This window comes from Psychrobacter sp. Choline-02u-9 (genome assembly GCF_002836505.1).
Taxonomy (GTDB): Bacteria; Pseudomonadota; Gammaproteobacteria; order Pseudomonadales; family Moraxellaceae; genus Psychrobacter.
Genome location: NZ_PJBF01000040.1, coordinates 75,665 through 93,132 on the forward strand (window position 1 = coordinate 75,665; position 17,468 = coordinate 93,132).

General features: G+C 41.3%; 14 protein-coding genes and 2 pseudogenes. 9 read left to right on the top strand and 7 right to left on the bottom strand.

The window, feature by feature from the left end:
* Positions 1 to 206: 206 nt before the first annotated feature.
* Positions 207 to 425: a helix-turn-helix domain-containing protein gene (locus CXF69_RS00930; RefSeq protein WP_102077899.1), complete on the bottom strand. Its 219-nt coding sequence runs from the start codon at positions 423 to 425 to the stop codon at positions 207 to 209.
* A 250-nt stretch (positions 426 to 675) separates the two neighbouring features.
* Between CXF69_RS00930 and CXF69_RS00935 the strand changes: the two genes are divergently transcribed.
* The 3 genes and pseudogenes from CXF69_RS00935 (at position 676) to CXF69_RS00950 (ending at position 2,774) form a co-directional block, all read left to right on the top strand.
* Entirely contained in the window at positions 676 to 996 is a 321-nt protein-coding gene (locus CXF69_RS00935; RefSeq protein ID WP_102077898.1) for a hypothetical protein, read from the top strand.
* Between the two features lie 776 nt (positions 997 to 1,772).
* Positions 1,773 to 2,074, top strand: a pseudogene (locus CXF69_RS00945) (transposase); the annotation flags it as partial.
* Positions 2,075 to 2,549: 475 nt separating this feature from the next.
* The gene (locus CXF69_RS00950; protein WP_102077896.1) at positions 2,550 to 2,774 is read left to right on the top strand and encodes an antitoxin VbhA family protein; all 225 of its coding nucleotides are present in this window, start codon (positions 2,550 to 2,552) and stop codon (positions 2,772 to 2,774) included.
* A 510-nt stretch (positions 2,775 to 3,284) separates the two neighbouring features.
* Here the strand turns inward: CXF69_RS00950 and CXF69_RS00955 are convergent.
* Positions 3,285 to 3,632 carry a hypothetical protein gene (locus CXF69_RS00955; protein WP_102076489.1) on the bottom strand — a complete coding sequence of 116 codons (348 nt, stop codon included), beginning with the start codon at positions 3,630 to 3,632 and terminating at the stop codon, positions 3,285 to 3,287.
* 358 nt (positions 3,633 to 3,990) lie between these two features.
* Between CXF69_RS00955 and CXF69_RS00960 the strand changes: the two genes are divergently transcribed.
* The gene (locus tag CXF69_RS00960; protein WP_102077895.1) at positions 3,991 to 5,130 is read left to right on the top strand and encodes a zinc-dependent alcohol dehydrogenase; all 1,140 of its coding nucleotides are present in this window, start codon (positions 3,991 to 3,993) and stop codon (positions 5,128 to 5,130) included.
* 545 nt (positions 5,131 to 5,675) lie between these two features.
* A complete protein-coding gene (locus tag CXF69_RS00970) occupies positions 5,676 to 6,266 on the top strand; it encodes a recombinase family protein (RefSeq protein ID WP_102076510.1) in 591 nt (196 codons plus the stop codon).
* Positions 6,267 to 6,525: 259 nt separating this feature from the next.
* Here the strand turns inward: CXF69_RS00970 and blaCARB are convergent, their stop codons facing one another.
* The 4 genes from blaCARB to CXF69_RS00990 form a co-directional block, all read right to left on the bottom strand.
* Positions 6,526 to 7,422 (bottom strand): CARB/PSE/RTG family carbenicillin-hydrolyzing class A beta-lactamase, encoded by an 897-nt coding sequence (blaCARB, locus tag CXF69_RS00975; protein WP_102076509.1) that lies wholly within the window; start codon positions 7,420 to 7,422, stop codon positions 6,526 to 6,528.
* A 176-nt stretch (positions 7,423 to 7,598) separates the two neighbouring features.
* The gene (fghA, locus tag CXF69_RS00980; protein WP_228706521.1) at positions 7,599 to 8,432 is read right to left on the bottom strand and encodes an S-formylglutathione hydrolase; all 834 of its coding nucleotides are present in this window, start codon (positions 8,430 to 8,432) and stop codon (positions 7,599 to 7,601) included.
* A 143-nt stretch (positions 8,433 to 8,575) separates the two neighbouring features.
* A complete protein-coding gene (locus tag CXF69_RS00985; RefSeq protein ID WP_102076507.1) occupies positions 8,576 to 9,700 on the bottom strand; it encodes an S-(hydroxymethyl)glutathione dehydrogenase/class III alcohol dehydrogenase in 1,125 nt (374 codons plus the stop codon).
* Positions 9,701 to 9,905: 205 nt separating this feature from the next.
* Positions 9,906 to 10,232 (bottom strand): DMT family transporter, encoded by a 327-nt coding sequence (locus CXF69_RS00990; RefSeq protein ID WP_102076506.1) that lies wholly within the window; start codon positions 10,230 to 10,232, stop codon positions 9,906 to 9,908.
* Between the two features lie 136 nt (positions 10,233 to 10,368).
* On the opposite strand from CXF69_RS00990, the gene CXF69_RS00995 reads away from it, so the two are divergent.
* From CXF69_RS00995 to uvrA, 4 genes and pseudogenes are all read left to right on the top strand, one after another.
* Entirely contained in the window at positions 10,369 to 11,241 is an 873-nt protein-coding gene (locus CXF69_RS00995) for a LysR family transcriptional regulator (RefSeq protein WP_102076505.1), read from the top strand.
* A gap of 117 nt (positions 11,242 to 11,358) precedes the next feature.
* Positions 11,359 to 12,285, top strand: a pseudogene (locus CXF69_RS01000) (bestrophin family protein).
* A 288-nt stretch (positions 12,286 to 12,573) separates the two neighbouring features.
* Positions 12,574 to 12,957, top strand: a complete 384-nt coding sequence (locus CXF69_RS01005) for a VOC family protein (RefSeq protein WP_102076504.1) — start codon at positions 12,574 to 12,576, stop codon at positions 12,955 to 12,957.
* A 333-nt stretch (positions 12,958 to 13,290) separates the two neighbouring features.
* Complete coding sequence (uvrA, locus tag CXF69_RS01010; RefSeq protein WP_102077894.1) at positions 13,291 to 15,825, top strand: excinuclease ABC subunit UvrA; 2,535 nt, start codon at positions 13,291 to 13,293, stop codon at positions 15,823 to 15,825.
* 71 nt (positions 15,826 to 15,896) lie between these two features.
* On the opposite strand, the gene CXF69_RS01015 is transcribed toward uvrA, so the two are convergent.
* Positions 15,897 to 17,201, bottom strand: a complete 1,305-nt coding sequence (locus tag CXF69_RS01015; RefSeq protein WP_102076502.1) for an NAD(P)/FAD-dependent oxidoreductase — start codon at positions 17,199 to 17,201, stop codon at positions 15,897 to 15,899.
* Positions 17,202 to 17,468 lie beyond the last annotated feature (267 nt).

Sequence of the window (17,468 nt, forward strand, 5' to 3'; positions counted from 1 at the left end):
ATGTTATAACTTATTGTTTGTAAAGCCTTTAATATTGCTGTTATATTTTTATCTTTGGATAACTCAAATACTGATTCATAACCATTTCTTAGACAAAAAAATACTCCCTAACCCATGATAAATAAAGGCTAAAGAGTATTTTAAAATTTCAATTTTAGTTGGGTGAGAAGGTTAACGTTTTATATCAGTCCACCTTCCTATCAAGCTTAGTTCTCTTCATTCTCATCGGGAACATACTTTAAAACATCCCCTGGGGTGACTTTTAATACTTGGCACAACTTACTCAAGGTATCGAATTCTATGCGAGTTGTCTCATCGTTATAAATTCTATGAAGCGTTGACTTGCTGATGTCTGTCATTCGTACTAAATCTGCAACTCGCAATCTTCTTTCTGCTAAAAGCACTGGTAGATTACATGAAATCACAATAAAATCCTTATTGGTAAGTAAAAAATACTTGCCAGTGACTACTTTTCTGTTAAAATAATACTCGTTGGCAATAACTAAGTTTCCGTCAAAAACTATTTTGTGCTGACTAACGCTTTATTATGTCATAGACTCATCTTGCTGCTCAATAGCTGGCTAACTATGATGGGTGCGACTTGTTCGACAGATATAGTCACCATAAAAATGTGATACTAATCATAGTCATTCTGCCATTAAAAAGGAGTATGTTGTGGGCATCAGGATTGAATGGAGCATGACACAAAATGCTTGGGACAAACGGGTCTGTGAAGATTATTGGGCCTATAATCATAAAATCAGCTATGTAGATTATGTACGTATGCTTTGTCAAAAATACAATATTAGCTCGCAAATATTATTTGAAACTATAAGCCAATGCTATGCTTGCTTAGATGATGTTTGCTGTGAATATTGTGGTAGCGCCTGTCCAATTGAAGTACCTGCTGATATCGCCTATATGCGGGCAAAAGAGAGTTGGTTTTGTGCAGTATGTGAGCATGCTATGTGGAGAAGTGACTTTATTAGCAAATAAATAATCAAATCTACTTTCGGCTAAAAAACTCATATTTTTATCTGACATAATCAATCCCTCTCACTCAAAGCGCTAACTCTATTCGTATGCATGACGATTTGGTTGTCGTTAACTTTATCCCAGATAGTTTGCGAGTAATTGATTAGGTCTCTATCAGCCAGGTTTTCAGTATCGAATAGATCATTTAACCTTGCGACTATTTTGATAGCCAGTCCTCTTGTTTATCCTTAGCATTGCCAGCTCCACCGCTACCAATATTCAGCGGATAGAAACTAACTTATTGCAGCTTTAAATCTTGTTGACGTAGCTTAGAAAAGCGGTAGTGGCTCATAATAATATTACTAAAATAAACCTCATTATCATCGAGCCTCTCACGTAGCATAGGTTGCAAATGGCGAGCATAAAGACTTATCTTCTCTATATCCTTATTATCATAATCGATAATCTGCGACATAAATTCATAATTTATCATTGTGTGCTTATTAGTCTTTAAACAGCTCGCTAGTGCTAAATCTCACTGACGATTACGCTTTTGGGAAAACTATTTTATGGATCAAGTAGTAATTTCTTAGATGCTTATAGCCTTGTTAACGAGGGTTTAAGATTATTATTGTGATGAATAAATATCGATAATGATTAGATATAGGTAGTAGAAAAAAAGATGCTAACGATATATACGGCATATTGCTATCACCCTTTTTGGGTTCGGAAGTTTACTCAGGCGAGTTTGTCAAAATTGGGGTTTGAGCACTTTGATGAGGTATGGGGGGGATGAGTATCCGCATGTGGTTAAGTCTTGGCGCAGCAATTGGGAGGGCTTAACGGTGTTCTTCGAGTATTCTAAAGACATCAGAAAAGCAATTTATACCACCAACGCTATAGAATCACTGAACAGTGTGATTCGGACAGCGGTGAATAAGCGTAAGGTGTTCCCATCTGATCAGGCCGCACTCAAGGTGCTGTACTTAGCCACCCAGCGGGCATCCAAAAAATGGTCGATGCCAATTCGTAACTGGACGGCTGCTCTTAATCGTTTTATGATTATGTTGATGACCATATTAGCAGGCATTTAATCTAGATGGCAGTTACACAGAATCTGGGATGAGCCCTCTTACGCAGGGGACGAAATAACTAAAAATATTAATATTCATTCGTTAAGTTTCCGACAATCCCAGGACAGTTCAGAGCGTGTATTACTCTTCTAGATTTTAGTATATTTAGTAACTGCTGCCATATATTTACCGTATAGAATTCATCGAAGTTTACCTACTGCACGAATATTTACGCAAAGTTTGGGAAAATCTCAGTTTGGTAGGAATTTGATCACGGCTACATTTTATTCTGTTCAATCACTTCTAAAATCTTGTGAGCTTTACATATATAACGTTTAAGTACCATTTGCACGCTATCACACCAAATGACGTAGAAATCGAGAGCCCAAGAAATAGTTAATGGGCAACTATCGCAAATTTTGCGACAGTTACACCTTCTTCTAAAAGGCAGTTATCGCAAAAATTGCGATAACTGCCTCAACTTATGAAATGGAAAGAGAAATGTCTGATGATCGCCCCATCCTTGTAAGTGAAGCCGAAATTGCGAAGCGCCGGCGCATCACTGCAGATACGCTTGCTAGTTTTGCAGTTGATAACATCCCCGTGAATCCTGAGACCCAATATATCTTTGACGACTTCGTAGAAGGTAAGATTGCGACCAATGCAGAAGTTGACGAACTTTTACACGCTCATTATTCTAAAATCGCAAAGCCATCTAAGCATTGATGGTTTAAATGCATGCGCTTTTAGTCTCCGCTGGTTATGCGTCTACTTTACTAATAACAATCCAAAATCGAGGATTTACAGTCGGAGCCAGCAGGCGTAAAAGAGTTAAAAACCCTAAATGACGCAGGAACGTACGCTGTTTTTAGAGCGTCTATTGCTCCTCTGAATTTTATTGAGTATACCTATGGCTAACCAATCAGGTGCTTTCACTGGTTCGGTACCCTAGTGAGGACTTGAATCTTTGGCTGTGGGCTAATGGTATCAAAGTTTTAACTCGCGGAAATAATTTCAGTGTACTTCGTGGTGTACTTGTCATACATATTCTATTCGTAATCCGGGTGCTATACAGAAATCGAACTGCTAATGTTAGATATAAATTCAATGGCTATGAGGTCGATAGCATGGGTCATTATCATTAAGCTTTCTTATTAAAATCTCTCAAGTTGGTTGCTACAAGGTTAGCAGCATAGGTCATCTTAGAGTCTGCGTAAAAAATAGGATGTATACCTATTACTTATTGCCATACTCATCAACAGTAAGACCCAATGTGGCTTCTTGTCGTGTTGTAACCGCTTCTTCTACAGGCATTACTGCTTTAATCTGCTCAGGTTGATTTTCTTCGACTGTAGCAGGTTCAGAACTCTTTGCAGTAACGCTTTCAGTGTCAGTGTCTACGAAAATTGGAACGATAGCTACCACTGCAAACCAAATTAAAGCAGTGATGCCTGTAAATTGCATTCTGCTATATTTGCCATTGGGGTTTTTACCTGTACGTACATTGAACTTCTCAGGCTTAATAAAAGAGTAAATATATATCGCAGGTATAACCAATAAAAGAAATCCAAGAAGAACTGCCATGGCAACCTCAAATAAAAAAAATGTTAATAATTATTAAATTAAATTATAGCCTTATCTAACAAAAAAAGTTACTTTAAAAATACAAACAGCTTTTATAAGCCTTCAGTCCTCGGCAGGAGGCCTCGAAAAGTTAATTTATCGGGTATCCTAAATTAGTTGACCACTACAACTTTTCACTTACAACACGCAACCTTTTTAACACACGTTGATTATAAATCTTGTTTTTCAAGGTGCTAATATAATTGAGTAATACTTAACTTAGATATCATAAACCACTGATTCTAATAACTTTTATCTTGTATTATCACAGATTATTGGTTTATCGAGATTTTGCAAGCTTTACTTAACTGGAGAAATTATGCGTGCTTTAACTTATCATGGTGCTAAAGATGTGCGAGTGGACAATGTCCCAGAGCCTAAACTGCAAGAAAAAGATGATGTTATTTTACGTGTGACTGCAACTGCAATTTGTGGTTCAGATTTACACTTATATCGTGGCAAAATACCTAAAACCGAGGAAGGCGATATCTTCGGTCATGAGTTTATGGGTGTGGTTGAAGAAGTAGGCTCTGAAGTTACTGCTGTTAAAAAAGGCGATAGAGTTGTTATTCCTTTTGTTATTGCATGTGGTAACTGCTTTTTCTGTCAGCATGACCTAATGTCCGCTTGTGAGACTACAAATACAGGCCCAGGCGCTGCTATTAATAAAAAAATAATTCCGCCACCGGCTGCTTTATTTGGTTTTAGCCATTTATATGGTGGGATTCCTGGTGGACAAGCAGAATTTGTACGGGTTCCTAAAGGTAATTTTAATACGTTCAAAGTAAATGGCTCACTGTCAGATGAGAAGGTTTTATTTTTATCAGATATTTTACCAACTGCTTGGCAGGCCGTGACTAATGCCAATATTACTAAAGGTTCAACCGTAGCTATTTATGGTGCGGGTCCTGTGGGGTTGTTATCAGCAGCTTGTGCCAAAATGTTAGGCGCTGAGCAGATCTTCGTAGTAGATCATAATGACTACCGTTTGCAGTATGCCAAAGATACGTACGGGGCTATTCCGGTTAATTTCGATAAGGTAGATGCTGCTGAATTCATCATTGAACAGACCAAAGGACATCGCGGCGTTGACGGTGTTATTGATGCGGTTGGCTTTGAAGCTAAGGGCAGTTCGAAAATTGAAGGATCAAGCGCTCCAGCTTTACGTCAATGTATGGCAGCTGTGCGTCGTGGCGGGGTCGTTAGTGTTCCTGGTATATATGCAGGACCCATTAATGATTTCTTAATTGGTGACGCTTTTGATAAAGGGCTTACTTTCAGAATGGGCCAAACCCATGTACACAAGTATATACCACAATTATTAGAGTATATTGAAAATGGTGATTTATCACCTGAAGCTATTATTACTCACCGTATGAATTTGTCTGACGCTGCTAAAGGTTATGAAATTTTCGAAAAGCGTGAAGAAGAATGTCGTAAAGTCATTTTAACTCCTTAATTTTTCAAATTTACCCTTAACTTTTAACATTTAAAGGTTAGGTCATAGCTGCTTTAACGAGGTTGTCTTAAATAATGATTATCGCTAAAGCAGCTAGTAAAAAAATCTTTGACTTGCTTTTCTCTGCACACGGCAAAAAAAATCATCCTCCAACCGATTTTCATGGGTTTAGGGATTAAAAAAACTAACTAACTGTCTTAGATGGTCTTAAAGCTTAGAAGTATAAAGCACAATAAACTTTCTTATATTTATCAGGATCATCTTTATTAGCTACAAACCCTTTGCTAACCAACTTTACCGTTAAATGTTTCACCTTCATCATTAGTTATCATAACAATCAAGTTTTGATCCTCAAAACTTTGGAGTTCTTTAATCAGCTCTTTAATTGTCTTAGTTCTATCTTCCCATTGCACTATACATAAAACATAAAACTTCTAAACGATAACCTATCTATCATTAGACTTGTTTCTATTATTAAATGATAGTAATATCTTGCTATTATCAATGAACATTAATTATTAAGTCTAAGTAATAGGGATAGCGTTATGACCGTGCGTATTTATGTGAGAGCTAGCACTAAGGATCAAGACGCTACTAGAGCATTAGCGGAATTGATTACTTTCAGTAGAGATTATGATGACAACCATGTTGATTACGTTGAGCACTTCAGTGGTACGAAGCTCGATAGACCAGCATTAGCTAAGCTGCTAAAGGACGCTGAGCAAGGCGATATTCTACTAGTTGAAAGCGTGGATAGATTAAGCAGGCTATCTCAAGATGATTTTTCGATTCTAAAGCAGCGCATCAAAGATAAGGGTTTACGATTGGTAGTGGCTGATCTACCAACAACGCATATGGTAAGTAAGGGTATGACAGGTGAGATTCTAACAGTGATTAATCATATGCTGATCGACTTATTAGCAACGATGGCAAAGCTTGATAACGACAAACGTAGAGAGCGTATTAAGCAGGGATTGGCGAACAGTGGCTATAAGCCCACTGGTAAGAAGCCTAATACAACGAAACACAATCGTATTAGAGAATTAGATAGTCAAAACAATATGACAAAAGAGGAAGTCGCTAAGGCGGTTGGTGTTGGGGTAGCTACCGTTTATCGTGTCTTAAAGCAGAGCTAACAGTTATAGTTGGAGTGAATAAGGTAGTCTAAATGTACTTCGTTGTGTACATGCAGTGAGCTTTTGGATCTTTATTCTTATTTACCATAAGCGCTGTTATGGGAAGAAGGGCTGCTATCTAGTGAGAACTTAAACCTTCAATTGTGAGCTATATTGATCAATGGTTTGATTTATCAATATAGCTAAAATGTACACAAAATGAGATTTTTGCGAGTAAATTAAACTATTTTTGATCTACCTTTCATCCTTATTCATTAGATTATTCAAGAGTACGTTCTATCAACACTGTGTTTGCTATCTCTATACCGATTTTCGCAATCACAGCGTTTCTATCTTCAAACGAAGCATCGGTGTCCGTAATGTATAAAGCGGCGATGATAGGTTTGCGACCTGGAGGCCACATTACAGCCGTAATCGCACGTGATCCATAACCGCCAGCGCCTGTTCTGTCTGCTATGATCCAGTCACTTGGAACACCTTTACGAAACAGCGCATCACCAACCTCATTAGCCTTAAGCCAAGATTGCAGTTGTTGACGAGACTCAGTAGATAATGTTTCTCCCACCACTAATTTTTCAAGTGTCGTTATCATTGCCATTGGTGTGGTGGTATCTCTTTTATCTTTAGGTGTCGCCTCATTCAGCTCAGTTTCCCAGCGATCAAGTCGCGTTGTATTGTCCCCAATAGAACGTAAAAAATGAGTGAGAGATTTAGGTCCACCTATGGCTTGCAAAATAAAGTTGGCAGCTGAATTATCACTGGTTGACAGGGTTGCATGACACAACTCCCCAAGAGACATACCTTTTTTGCCTACCTGCTTTTCTGTCACAGGAGAGTAAGTAACCAGATTTCTTTTAGAGAACCTTATGACTCTATCTATCTTTTCCTGACCTAAGTCAACATTATGAAGAACATTGGCACAAGCAAGTGTTTTAAAAGTACTGCTTAAAGGAAAACGTTCATCAGCTCTATACTCCCAGCGTTGCTCGGTCTCTAAATCATGCACAGCCATGCCGATTCGAGCACCCAATTTATTCTCAGCATTTTTGACAGAGTCAATTAGTGAGCCTGCTGCATTGACGTGTAATGATAGCGTAAGACAAAAAATAGTGATTAGTGTGCTAAAAATTTTAATCTTGTTTTGGAGTAAATGCATGATGATTAGAGTTTCCTTTGAAGGCATATGATCTACAGTTATAACGCAAACCCTTTGAAAACAATATGCCTTGCCTATACGGTGTAAGGGTATAGCTACCATACTCGAAATCAGTCCCGTAACACTATTACTGATAGTGTTACGGTTAGCTAAAAATATTTCATCAGTTGTTCAGTTTACTGACTTAGATGTTTGGCATGAAAGCGCAAATGCTCTTCAATAAAGCTGGCGATAAAATAGTAACTATGGTCATAGCCCTCATGCAATTGATACATTAAAGGATAATCGTTTGATTCTGCAGCTGCGAGTAAAGCTTCTGGCTTGAGCTGCTCTACAAGGAAGTTGTCAGACTCACCCTGATCTACTTTAGCAGGAACTAATTCAGTTGCTCGTTTCATGAGCTCACTAGGATCGTAGTTCAGCCAATTGGCTTTATCTTCACCTAAATAAGCAGTAAAAGCTTTTTGTCCCCATGGAGAATTCACAGGGTTACTGATAGGACTAAAAGCAGACATTGAGCGGTAACGCTCTGGGTTAAGCATGCCAATGTTCAACGCACCAAGACCACCCATCGAATGACCAGAAATGGCTCTCTTATCAGATACTGGAAACGATGCCTCAATTAACTCAGGCAACTCATTGACCACATAATCATACATCTGGTAGTGCTTGCTCCAAGGCATCTCAGTAGCATTAACGTAGAATCCTGCCCCTTGACCTAAATCGTAGGCTGCATCATCAGCAACATCTTCACCACGAGGGCTAGTATCTGGGGCGACAATAGCGATACCCAATTCTGCAGCAATACGCTGTATCCCAGACTTCTGCATGACGTTCTCATCTGTGCAGGTCAAGCCTGACAACCAATAAAGGACAGGGACTTTTGTACCACTGCCCATCTGAGGCGGCAAGTAAATAGCAAACTGCATACTACAATTTAATGATTTTGAATGATGGCTATACTGCTTATGCCAGCCACCAAAACTTTTATTGACACTAATATTCTCTATGGACATACTAAAACACCTCTGTTAAAACATTAAATGCTGCCCCCAAAAAGAGACAGCACTGTTATCATGACAACATAACTACTTAATGTTAATCACCTATAAATGACCGATTATTTGTTAAAAAAGATCATGATGACTCATTCTTAAAAATGAATAACCGTACGAATACTCTCGCCTTTATGCATCAAGTCAAACGCTTCATTGATGTCTTCTAATGGCATGGTATGAGTAATGAAATCCTGTAATGGGATTTCGCCCGCTAGATAGCGCTCAACATAACCTGGCAATTCCGTACGACCTTTCACGCCGCCAAATGCTGAACCTTTCCAGACACGACCAGTCACTAACTGGAATGGACGGGTTGAAATTTCTTTACCTGCACCAGCCACGCCGATAATAACCGACTCGCCCCAGCCTTTATGGCAGCACTCAAGCGCGGAACGCATCACATCGACGTTACCGATACATTCAAACGAATAATCAACACCGCCATCGGTTAACTCAACGATGACTTCCTGAATTGGTTTGTCATAATCTTTTGGATTAATACAGTCAGTTGCGCCTAGTTTTTTGGCTAACTCAAACTTGCTTTCATTGATATCAATCACAATGATGCGGCTGGCTTTTGCCATTGCAGCACCGATGACCGCTGACAGCCCAATACCGCCCATGCCAAAGATAGCGACCGTAGCACCTTCTTCGACTTTTGCAGTGTTCATGACCGCACCCATACCAGTCGTGACGCCACAACCTAGCAAGCAAACTTCTTCTAATGGCGCTTCTTTATTGACTTTAGCCAATGAGATCTCTGGCAAGACAGTATATTCAGAAAAAGTTGAGCAACCCATGTAATGGTAAATTGGCTGACCATCTTTATAAAAACGCGTTGTGCCGTCTGGCATCAGACCTTTACCTTGAGTCTCGCGCACTGCTGAGCATAGGTTGGTTTTACCTGAAGTACAGAATTTACATTCACCACATTCTGCGGTGTATAGAGGAATGACATGGTCGCCAACTTGGACACTGGTGACGCCTTCACCAATTTGCTCAACGATACCACCACCTTCATGACCCAAAATCGCTGGGAATACACCTTCTGGGTCTTCACCAGATAAGGTAAAGGCATCGGTATGACAAACGCCGCTAGCGATGATTTTTACCAAGACTTCGCCTTTGCGCGGCAGCATGACATCCACTTCTTCGATAGATAGCGGCTGATTTGGCCCCCAAGCAATGGCGGCTTTCGATTTAATAAATTTATCTGACATAAGAGTCTCTCTTTTTGGTTAGTTGATTGTTGTCCCTGTTCAACTCAGACATATTTCTAGAACACCATGTTGAGCTGAGCGAAAAATTTGATCTCTATTTACCTTACCATTTTGTGATATGAGTGTTCTACTGCTTTACTATTATCTTTTAGCCCCATCAAATGCAGCTACTTAAAAGGATACAGTACTTCGTTGCTACTTTACATCAATGGCTATGCCCTTGTGATAGGCTAATGGTAGCAACGCCTACTGCAACCAACCCCATGCCGATCCAAGTGCTCAAATCGAGATGTTGTCGGTAGATAACCGCAGACAATGCCGTTACCGTCACTATCGCAAGTCCTGCCCATAGCGCATGAACAATACCAACCGGCATTCCTTTCATAGCCTGTCCTAAAAAAACAAATGCAGCTAGATGTCCTAACAGAACTAACATACTTGCTAACGGCTTAGTGAAGCCATCCGTCTGTTTTAATGCAACGTGAGATAAAGCTTCTGCAACCACTCCGAAAAAAAGAAACATCCAACTCATTTTGCACCTCTTGTATTAGCAAGCTTTAGTTGCAATGAACTGGAGCCTGTTTGAATTTATGCTTGTATTATATCTATTTCTGATTAGATGATAATATGCTATATTCGAAACTATCTTTTGCATATAGGTAATAATGATGAAATGGGATGGTATCAGTGAGTTCGTTTACGTGGCTGAATACGAGAGTTTTACGAAAGCTGCAAAGAAAATAGGCATCTCGACCGCTCAAGTAAGTCGACAAGTCAGCGCCTTAGAACAACGTCTCAATATTAAATTACTTTACCGAACGACTCGTAAGGTCTCGCTAACAGAAGAAGGCCGTGTTTTTTATCAGCACTGCCGCGGGGTACTTGATGGTCTCGATGCCGCAGAGCAAGCGGTGACTAATTTGCAGTCAAAACCGCAAGGCATGATTAAACTGACAACTCCTGTCACTTATGGTGAACAACAATTGATGCCATTGGTGAATGACTTTATGGTGCAATATAGTGATATTGAAGTGACTGCCTTTTTGAGTAATCAGCAGGTTGATTTGATTGAAGAGGGCTATGATTTAGCCATTCGCATTGGAAAGCTTCGTGATTCGACTATGATGGCAAAAAAACTCAGTAGTCGTACTAATTTTGTCTGTGCGGCGCCCTCCTATATTGAGAAATACGGCATACCGCATTCTCTGACCGAACTTGGTCAACATAACTGTCTGCTGGGGACGCTAGACTACTGGCACTTTAAAGAGTCTGGTAAAGAGAAAAACATTCGAGTGACAGGTAGCGTGCGTTATAACAGCGGTTATAGTTTAGTCGATGCGGCTATAAAGGGATTGGGTATTGTGCAGCTACCTGATTACTACGTACAAAAGCATTTAGAATCGGGGGAGCTGGTCAGCTTATTGGATAATCTTAGGGAACCTGAGGAAGCTATTTGGGCTCTATATCCTCATAATCGCCATTTGTCGCCAAAAATTAGGCTGCTACTAGATTATTTAGCAGCACATTTATCTAAACCCTAACTGGGTGATAGTAAGAACTACCCATACTTTAAGGCCTCGCACCTCGAAAGATAAATCATCTAATTACTTGGAGGTCTTGCACACTACTCTAACCAACTCGATCGTTAGGAGGCTGACATGATCGTCAAGCAAAAACCGAACGCACTCAAGCTGTTTTTTACCTTGCGCGGCTCTATCCTACCAAAAATTTATCCTCAGATTTTTCTCACCATCTTGCTTAGCACTCTAATAGCAGGCATCCAGTACTGGTTTCCAGGCTTCTTCTCCTCTTATAGTACGGCTCCCTTCACTTTTCTAGGGGTTGCTTTATCATTGTTCCTCGGCTTTCGTAACAATGCCAGCTATCAACGCTGGTGGGAAGCTAGGGGTCAATGGGGTCAGCTAGTAGTGGATGCTCGTAGCTTGGCCCGCCAAGTGCTCTCATTTATGGATGAAGAAACGGAGACTGGACGGCAAACCCAGCGCCGTATGATTCACCTAACCATCGCCTTTACTCATGCTCTGCGCCATCGACTACGTGACACTGAACCTTGGCAGGACGTTGATCGTTTTGTAGAACCCGAGCATCACCTCAGCATGCGCCAAGCGCAAAATCTGCCCGAGTACCTGCTGCGGCTGATGGGGAAAAAGGTCGGTTATAGCCGACGTGAGCGATTATTATAGGAATTTCTAGTACAGAACATGGATGAACGGCTGACCTCTATGACTGTAGTTTTGGCCGCCTGCGAGCGCATTCATTATACGCCACTACCATTTGCTTATACGCTGTTAGTACATCGCACCACCTACTTATATTGCTTTATGTTGCCTTTTGGTTTGGTGTCATCTCTGGGATGGGCTACTCCGTTTGTCTGTGCAGTGATCGCCTATACTTTTTTTGGTTTAGATGCTCTTAGTGAGGAGTTGGAATCGCCTTTTGGCTTGGCCGCTAACAATCTACCACTGAGTGCTCTGTCGCGTACCATCGAAATTAACTTACTAGAGGCACTGGGAGAAACCGATCTGCCGCCCGATATAAAATCTAAAAATGGCTACTTACAGTAAATTATTTTGCGTAAGCAGTTAGCCTTAAGTCTCTGGCTGAGTAGTTATATAAACAGTCTTGATGGTGACGGAACAAATAATGGCATTGTTCAAACATGAGTAGATATACGAGCCTCTATTAATAAAAATTATTATTACCTTATGGTAAAAGTCATTTTCTTTTTAGACCTATTATCTTTTATATGAAATAACGTATGATGGTTTCTATCGACAGACGACGCGGCAAACTTGCTGCAACTCGATAGAAAAACTATTGATAAAAAATCATCCACAACCGGAGAACAACACATGAGCATTTTTACTCACGTTACCCTTGGCACTAACGATGTTAATCAAGCACGTACATTCTATGACAACGTTTTAGAGATTCTAGGGCTTAAACGTATTGCTGACCTAGGTGATAATGGTTCAATATGGGGCGTAGATGCACCATCTTTATTTGTTATGAAACCTAATAATGGTCAACCAGCTAGTGTTGGTAATGGTAATATGGTGAGCTTTGAAGCACCAAGCCGCGCTGCTATTGACGCATTTCATGCAGCAGCATTGAGCGCTGGTGCTCAAGATGAAGGCCAGCCTGGTACACGCGATTGGGCGCCTAACGCTTACGCGGCCTATGTTCGTGATCTAGATGGTAATAAGCTTGCCGTTTATTGCTTCAAAGAAGCATAACAGCAGTCTTACGGACCGCTCGTTCGTAACCGCTAATATTAGTATCAATACTACCGAAAAAGGGTCCTGCAAATTTTGCAGGACCCTTTTTCGTCATTGAAATCAGCTTTATAACACTTGATACCCTGTCTATTTATGTGAGTCCGCGTACTATGTAAGTAACGCACAGACTCTGTAATAGCAACAAAATGTTAAAATTCTTCTTATTACATTCAACCTTTTATAAAGAATATCAATAGATAAATAACACTTATCCATGACTGCAAACGTCAATGAGCAAAATCCAAATATATTTAAAATCAAGAAATACAATTCAATAGGAGTCGCCTGTTTATGGCCACCAATAACAATAAACATATCAATAAAGACATTCTCTGTGACACTGACCACAGTGTTCGAGTCAGGGGAGCTCGCGTTCATAACTTAAAGAATATAGATGTAGATTTACCTCGTGATGCACTGGTCGTTTTTACCGGTATATCAGGATCAGGTAAGTCATCACTTGCTTTTGGCACTTTATTTGCTGAGTCACAACGTCGTTATTTAGATTCAGTATCCCCTTATGCGCGTCGATTGATAGATCAAGTTGATGAGCCTGATGTTGATATGATAGAAGGTCTGCCGCCAGCAGTTGCTCTACAACAACAACGAGGTACGCCCTCAGTGCGTTCATCAGTGGGCAGTGTTACCTCTATCTCAAACGGGCTACGCATGCTCTATTCACGAGCTGGAGATTATCCTACTGGTCAAGAGATATTGTATGCCGATGCGTTTTCGCCAAATACACCTGAGGGTGCCTGTCCTACTTGCTCTGGTATTGGCCGCGTGTTTGAAGTCACCGAAGAGTTACTAGTACCTGATAACACCAAAACCATTCGAGAGCGTGCTATCGCAGCATGGCCACCAGCGTGGCAAGGCAAAAACCTAAGCCGCATACTGGTGTCACTCGGCTACGATATTGACACGCCTTGGCATAAACTGCCAAAAGAAACCCGCGATTGGATCTTGTTTACAGATGAAACCCCAACCGTTCCTGTCTACCCTGAATACAGCCTTGAGCAAGTAAGAAAAGCGATTGAGAGCGGCGAAAAGCCCAACTATATGGGCACGTTTTCGAGTGCAAAGCGCTTCATACTGCATTCTTTTGCCACTACTCAGAGCTCATTGACAAAAAAGCGCGTTTCTCAGTTTATGCAAATCTCTGTATGTCCAGAATGTGATGGTAAAAAACTGAAAAAAGAATCACTATCCGTTACGTTCGCAGGACTTGATATTGGGGAGCTGTCGCAACTGACCTTTATCGAACTGGCGCGCAAGCTTGAGACTGCGGCCAATAAAGTCCCAACTGACAATATGGCAAATCGTGAAAAGGCTATCGTCGCTCAGCGCATTGCCAGTGATATGTTATCTCGGGTAAAAGCACTGACCCTATTGGGTTTGGGGTACTTATCACTTGAGCGCACCACACCTACACTATCTCCTGGTGAGCTACAACGCTTACGCCTAGCCACTCAAATTCGCTCACAACTTTTTGGGGTGGTTTATGTACTAGATGAACCATCCGCTGGTCTTCATCCAGCAGATACCCAAGCATTACTAAGTGCCTTAGATGAGCTCATTGCCGCTGGTAACTCAGTGTTTGTCGTCGAGCATGATGTGAGCGTCATCAGACACGCTGATTGGATCGTAGACGTTGGCCCCAATGCGGGTACTCATGGCGGCGAGGTGATTTATAGTGGTCCTGTAGAGGGATTGCGCGACTTGACTCACTCGCATACCAGCCGCTATCTGTTCAGCACTGACGCTATCGTAAAACGCACACCAAGAGAGCCGACAGCGTGGCTTAAACTTACAGGGATTACGCGTAATAACTTACAAGAGCTGGATGTCGGTTTTCCATTGGGTGTGATGACTACTGTCACGGGTGTATCAGGTTCAGGAAAGTCGAGTCTAGTGAGTCAAGCTTTGGTAGAGCTCGTTTATGAGGCTCTAGGACAAAAACAAACGGTTGAAGCTCCAACTGGCGAAGCCGATTTACTTGAGCAAGAGTTGGAGACGCCAACCGGTGGACAAATCATTGAGGGTATGGATGATGTCAAACGACTGGTAACCGTCGATCAAAAAGCTATTGGGCGTACGCCGCGCTCAAACCTTGCTACCTATACCGGACTGTTTGATCATGTCCGTAAGCTATTCGCGTCAACGAGCGAGGCAAAATCTCGTCGTTACAACGCAGGGCGTTTTTCATTCAACACGACTAAAGGTCGTTGTCCTAATTGTGAAGGCTTAGGCTTTGTGAGTGTCGAGCTACTGTTTCTTCCTAGCGTCTATTCGCCTTGCCAAGTCTGTCACGGACAGCGCTACAATGAGGACACGCTAGAGGTCACGTATCGTGACAAAAACATCGCCGATGTGCTGGCGCTCACGGTTGAATCAGCTTATGAATTCTTTGCAGACGACCCTGCTATCTTGCGAGCATTAAGTGCCTTGCTACAAGTCGGGCTTGGCTACTTACGACTTGGCCAACCAGCAACTGAGCTATCTGGCGGTGAAGCCCAACGTATTAAACTTGCCACTGAATTGCAGCGAACGCAGCGCGGCGATACGCTGTATATCCTAGATGAGCCAACAACGGGTTTGCACCCAAAAGATGTCTCGATGTTGATGGCGCAATTGAATGGACTTGTTGATGCCGGTAACAGCGTTATCATGGTCGAACACGACATGCAGGTTGCTAGTAGTAGTGATTGGGTGATTGATATCGGCCCTGGTGCAGGTGGTGAAGGTGGCCATATCGTGGCGCAAGGATTACCTGAAACAGTCGCTGAGTCGAAGATCAGCCGAACCGCACCTTTCATGCGCCTCTAGTGCCCGTCGCAAACCTCTTATGATAGTGTAAAAAAACGACAGCGATAATCAGTTTATCGCTGTCGTTTTACTTAATGTAATTTGATCTTTGGACGACCTATGCGTAGTATCTTTTCGCTAATCCATAAAGCAAATGTCTTGAAGGCACCATGAATAGACATCTGATGCATGCGATAGAGCGATATGTACATAAAACGGGCAATCTTTCCTTCAATGAAAAAGCTGTTATTGGTGAGATTACCCATTAAGTTTCCCACAGTACCGTAACGTGATAGATTAACCAGTGACCCATAATCGTTATAGGTAAAACCTCGTAGTGGCTGCTTTCTTAACGTTGCAATTATATTTTTTTCAACACATTTTGCCATTTGATGTGCAGATTGCGCGCGCGGTGGCACTTGTTTGCCATCGGTTTGGGTGAAGGCGCAGCAATCGCCTAATACAAAGATACGGTCATCAACCGTGCTTTGTAAAAATTTATTTACCCGAATTTGATTATTAGAAGTAAGCTCAAAAACCCCCAAATCTTTAATAAAATCAGGGGCTTTTACGCCTGCCGCCCATACCATGATATCAGCCTCAATCTGCTCATCATCTTTCGTAATAAAGCCGTACTTCGTCGCCTCTTTCACCTGTGTATGTTCACGTACATGAACGCCTAGTTTCAATAATTCGCGCTTAGCACTTGATGCAATACGCTCAGGCAAGGCAGGTAAAATGCGTGGTCCCGCTTCAATTAAATGGATGTGTAAACGTTTCGGCGACATATTTGTCAAGCCGTATAGCTTTAATAGATTAGACACATGGTACAGCTCAGCTGAAAGTTCTACTCCCGTTGCACCTCCACCAACAATGGCGATATTAAGTGCTTGCTGCTGGTTATCATCTTGATGAAGACGCGTAAAACCATCAAGCAATGAATGCTGAAAACGTTGAGCTTGCTGAGTTGAGTCCAAAAAGTAGCAGTTTTCCTTCACCCCAGGGGTATTGAAGTCGTTACTTATGCTGCCAATGGCAATAACAAGATGATCGTAGTGCACGTGGCGTTCCGGCAAGATAGTATGGCCTGATTCATCATACAGTGCAGCAAGAGTGATGGTTTTAGTTTTTTGATCAATATTATCAAATTCCCCCAGCTGAAAGTGGTAATGATGCTGAGCAGCATGCGCCGAGTACACCACACCATCTAAATCAGAATCAATAGAGCCTGTCGCGACTTCATGCAGTAACGGTTTCCAAATATGAGTACGGTTTTTATCTATTAATAATATATCGGCTTGCTTTTTCTTTCCTAACTTGTGTCCTAATTGGGTTACAAGCTCTAAACCACCAGCACCGCCGCCAATAACGACAATTTTAGGTGTGATTATATTCATAACGTTGTCCTAGACAATAACATATTCAAATAACTGACAATCTATTCGCAAGGTAGGTTATGAAAACCAGAGTAACTAATAGACTGCTGTCATTATGAGGTGAGATTCATGAAAGCTAAAATCATAAATCAGGCTTTTACGTGGCAGGAAATGGTGAGCTTATGGCCATCACAATCATGAATATTAGAAGCTTAATCGTGAGTACTTGATGTATCTACCCTCCTCAATAGATCGAAGGCAGATGACTTGTTCAAATCGTTATTAACA

Coding starts and splice junctions, on each gene's coding strand:
- CXF69_RS00950 (WP_102077896.1), top strand. CDS start 2,550: ATGTCTGATGATCGCCCCATCCTTGTAAGTGAAGCCGAAATTGCGAAG.
- CXF69_RS00955 (WP_102076489.1), bottom strand. CDS start 3,632: ATGGCAGTTCTTCTTGGATTTCTTTTATTGGTTATACCTGCGATATAT.
- CXF69_RS00960 (WP_102077895.1), top strand. CDS start 3,991: ATGCGTGCTTTAACTTATCATGGTGCTAAAGATGTGCGAGTGGACAAT.
- CXF69_RS00970 (WP_102076510.1), top strand. CDS start 5,676: ATGACCGTGCGTATTTATGTGAGAGCTAGCACTAAGGATCAAGACGCT.
- blaCARB (WP_102076509.1), bottom strand. CDS start 7,422: ATGCATTTACTCCAAAACAAGATTAAAATTTTTAGCACACTAATCACT.
- CXF69_RS00985 (WP_102076507.1), bottom strand. CDS start 9,700: ATGTCAGATAAATTTATTAAATCGAAAGCCGCCATTGCTTGGGGGCCA.
- CXF69_RS00990 (WP_102076506.1), bottom strand. CDS start 10,232: ATGAGTTGGATGTTTCTTTTTTTCGGAGTGGTTGCAGAAGCTTTATCT.
- CXF69_RS00995 (WP_102076505.1), top strand. CDS start 10,369: ATGAAATGGGATGGTATCAGTGAGTTCGTTTACGTGGCTGAATACGAG.
- CXF69_RS01005 (WP_102076504.1), top strand. CDS start 12,574: ATGAGCATTTTTACTCACGTTACCCTTGGCACTAACGATGTTAATCAA.
- uvrA (WP_102077894.1), top strand. CDS start 13,291: ATGGCCACCAATAACAATAAACATATCAATAAAGACATTCTCTGTGAC.
- CXF69_RS01015 (WP_102076502.1), bottom strand. CDS start 17,201: ATGAATATAATCACACCTAAAATTGTCGTTATTGGCGGCGGTGCTGGT.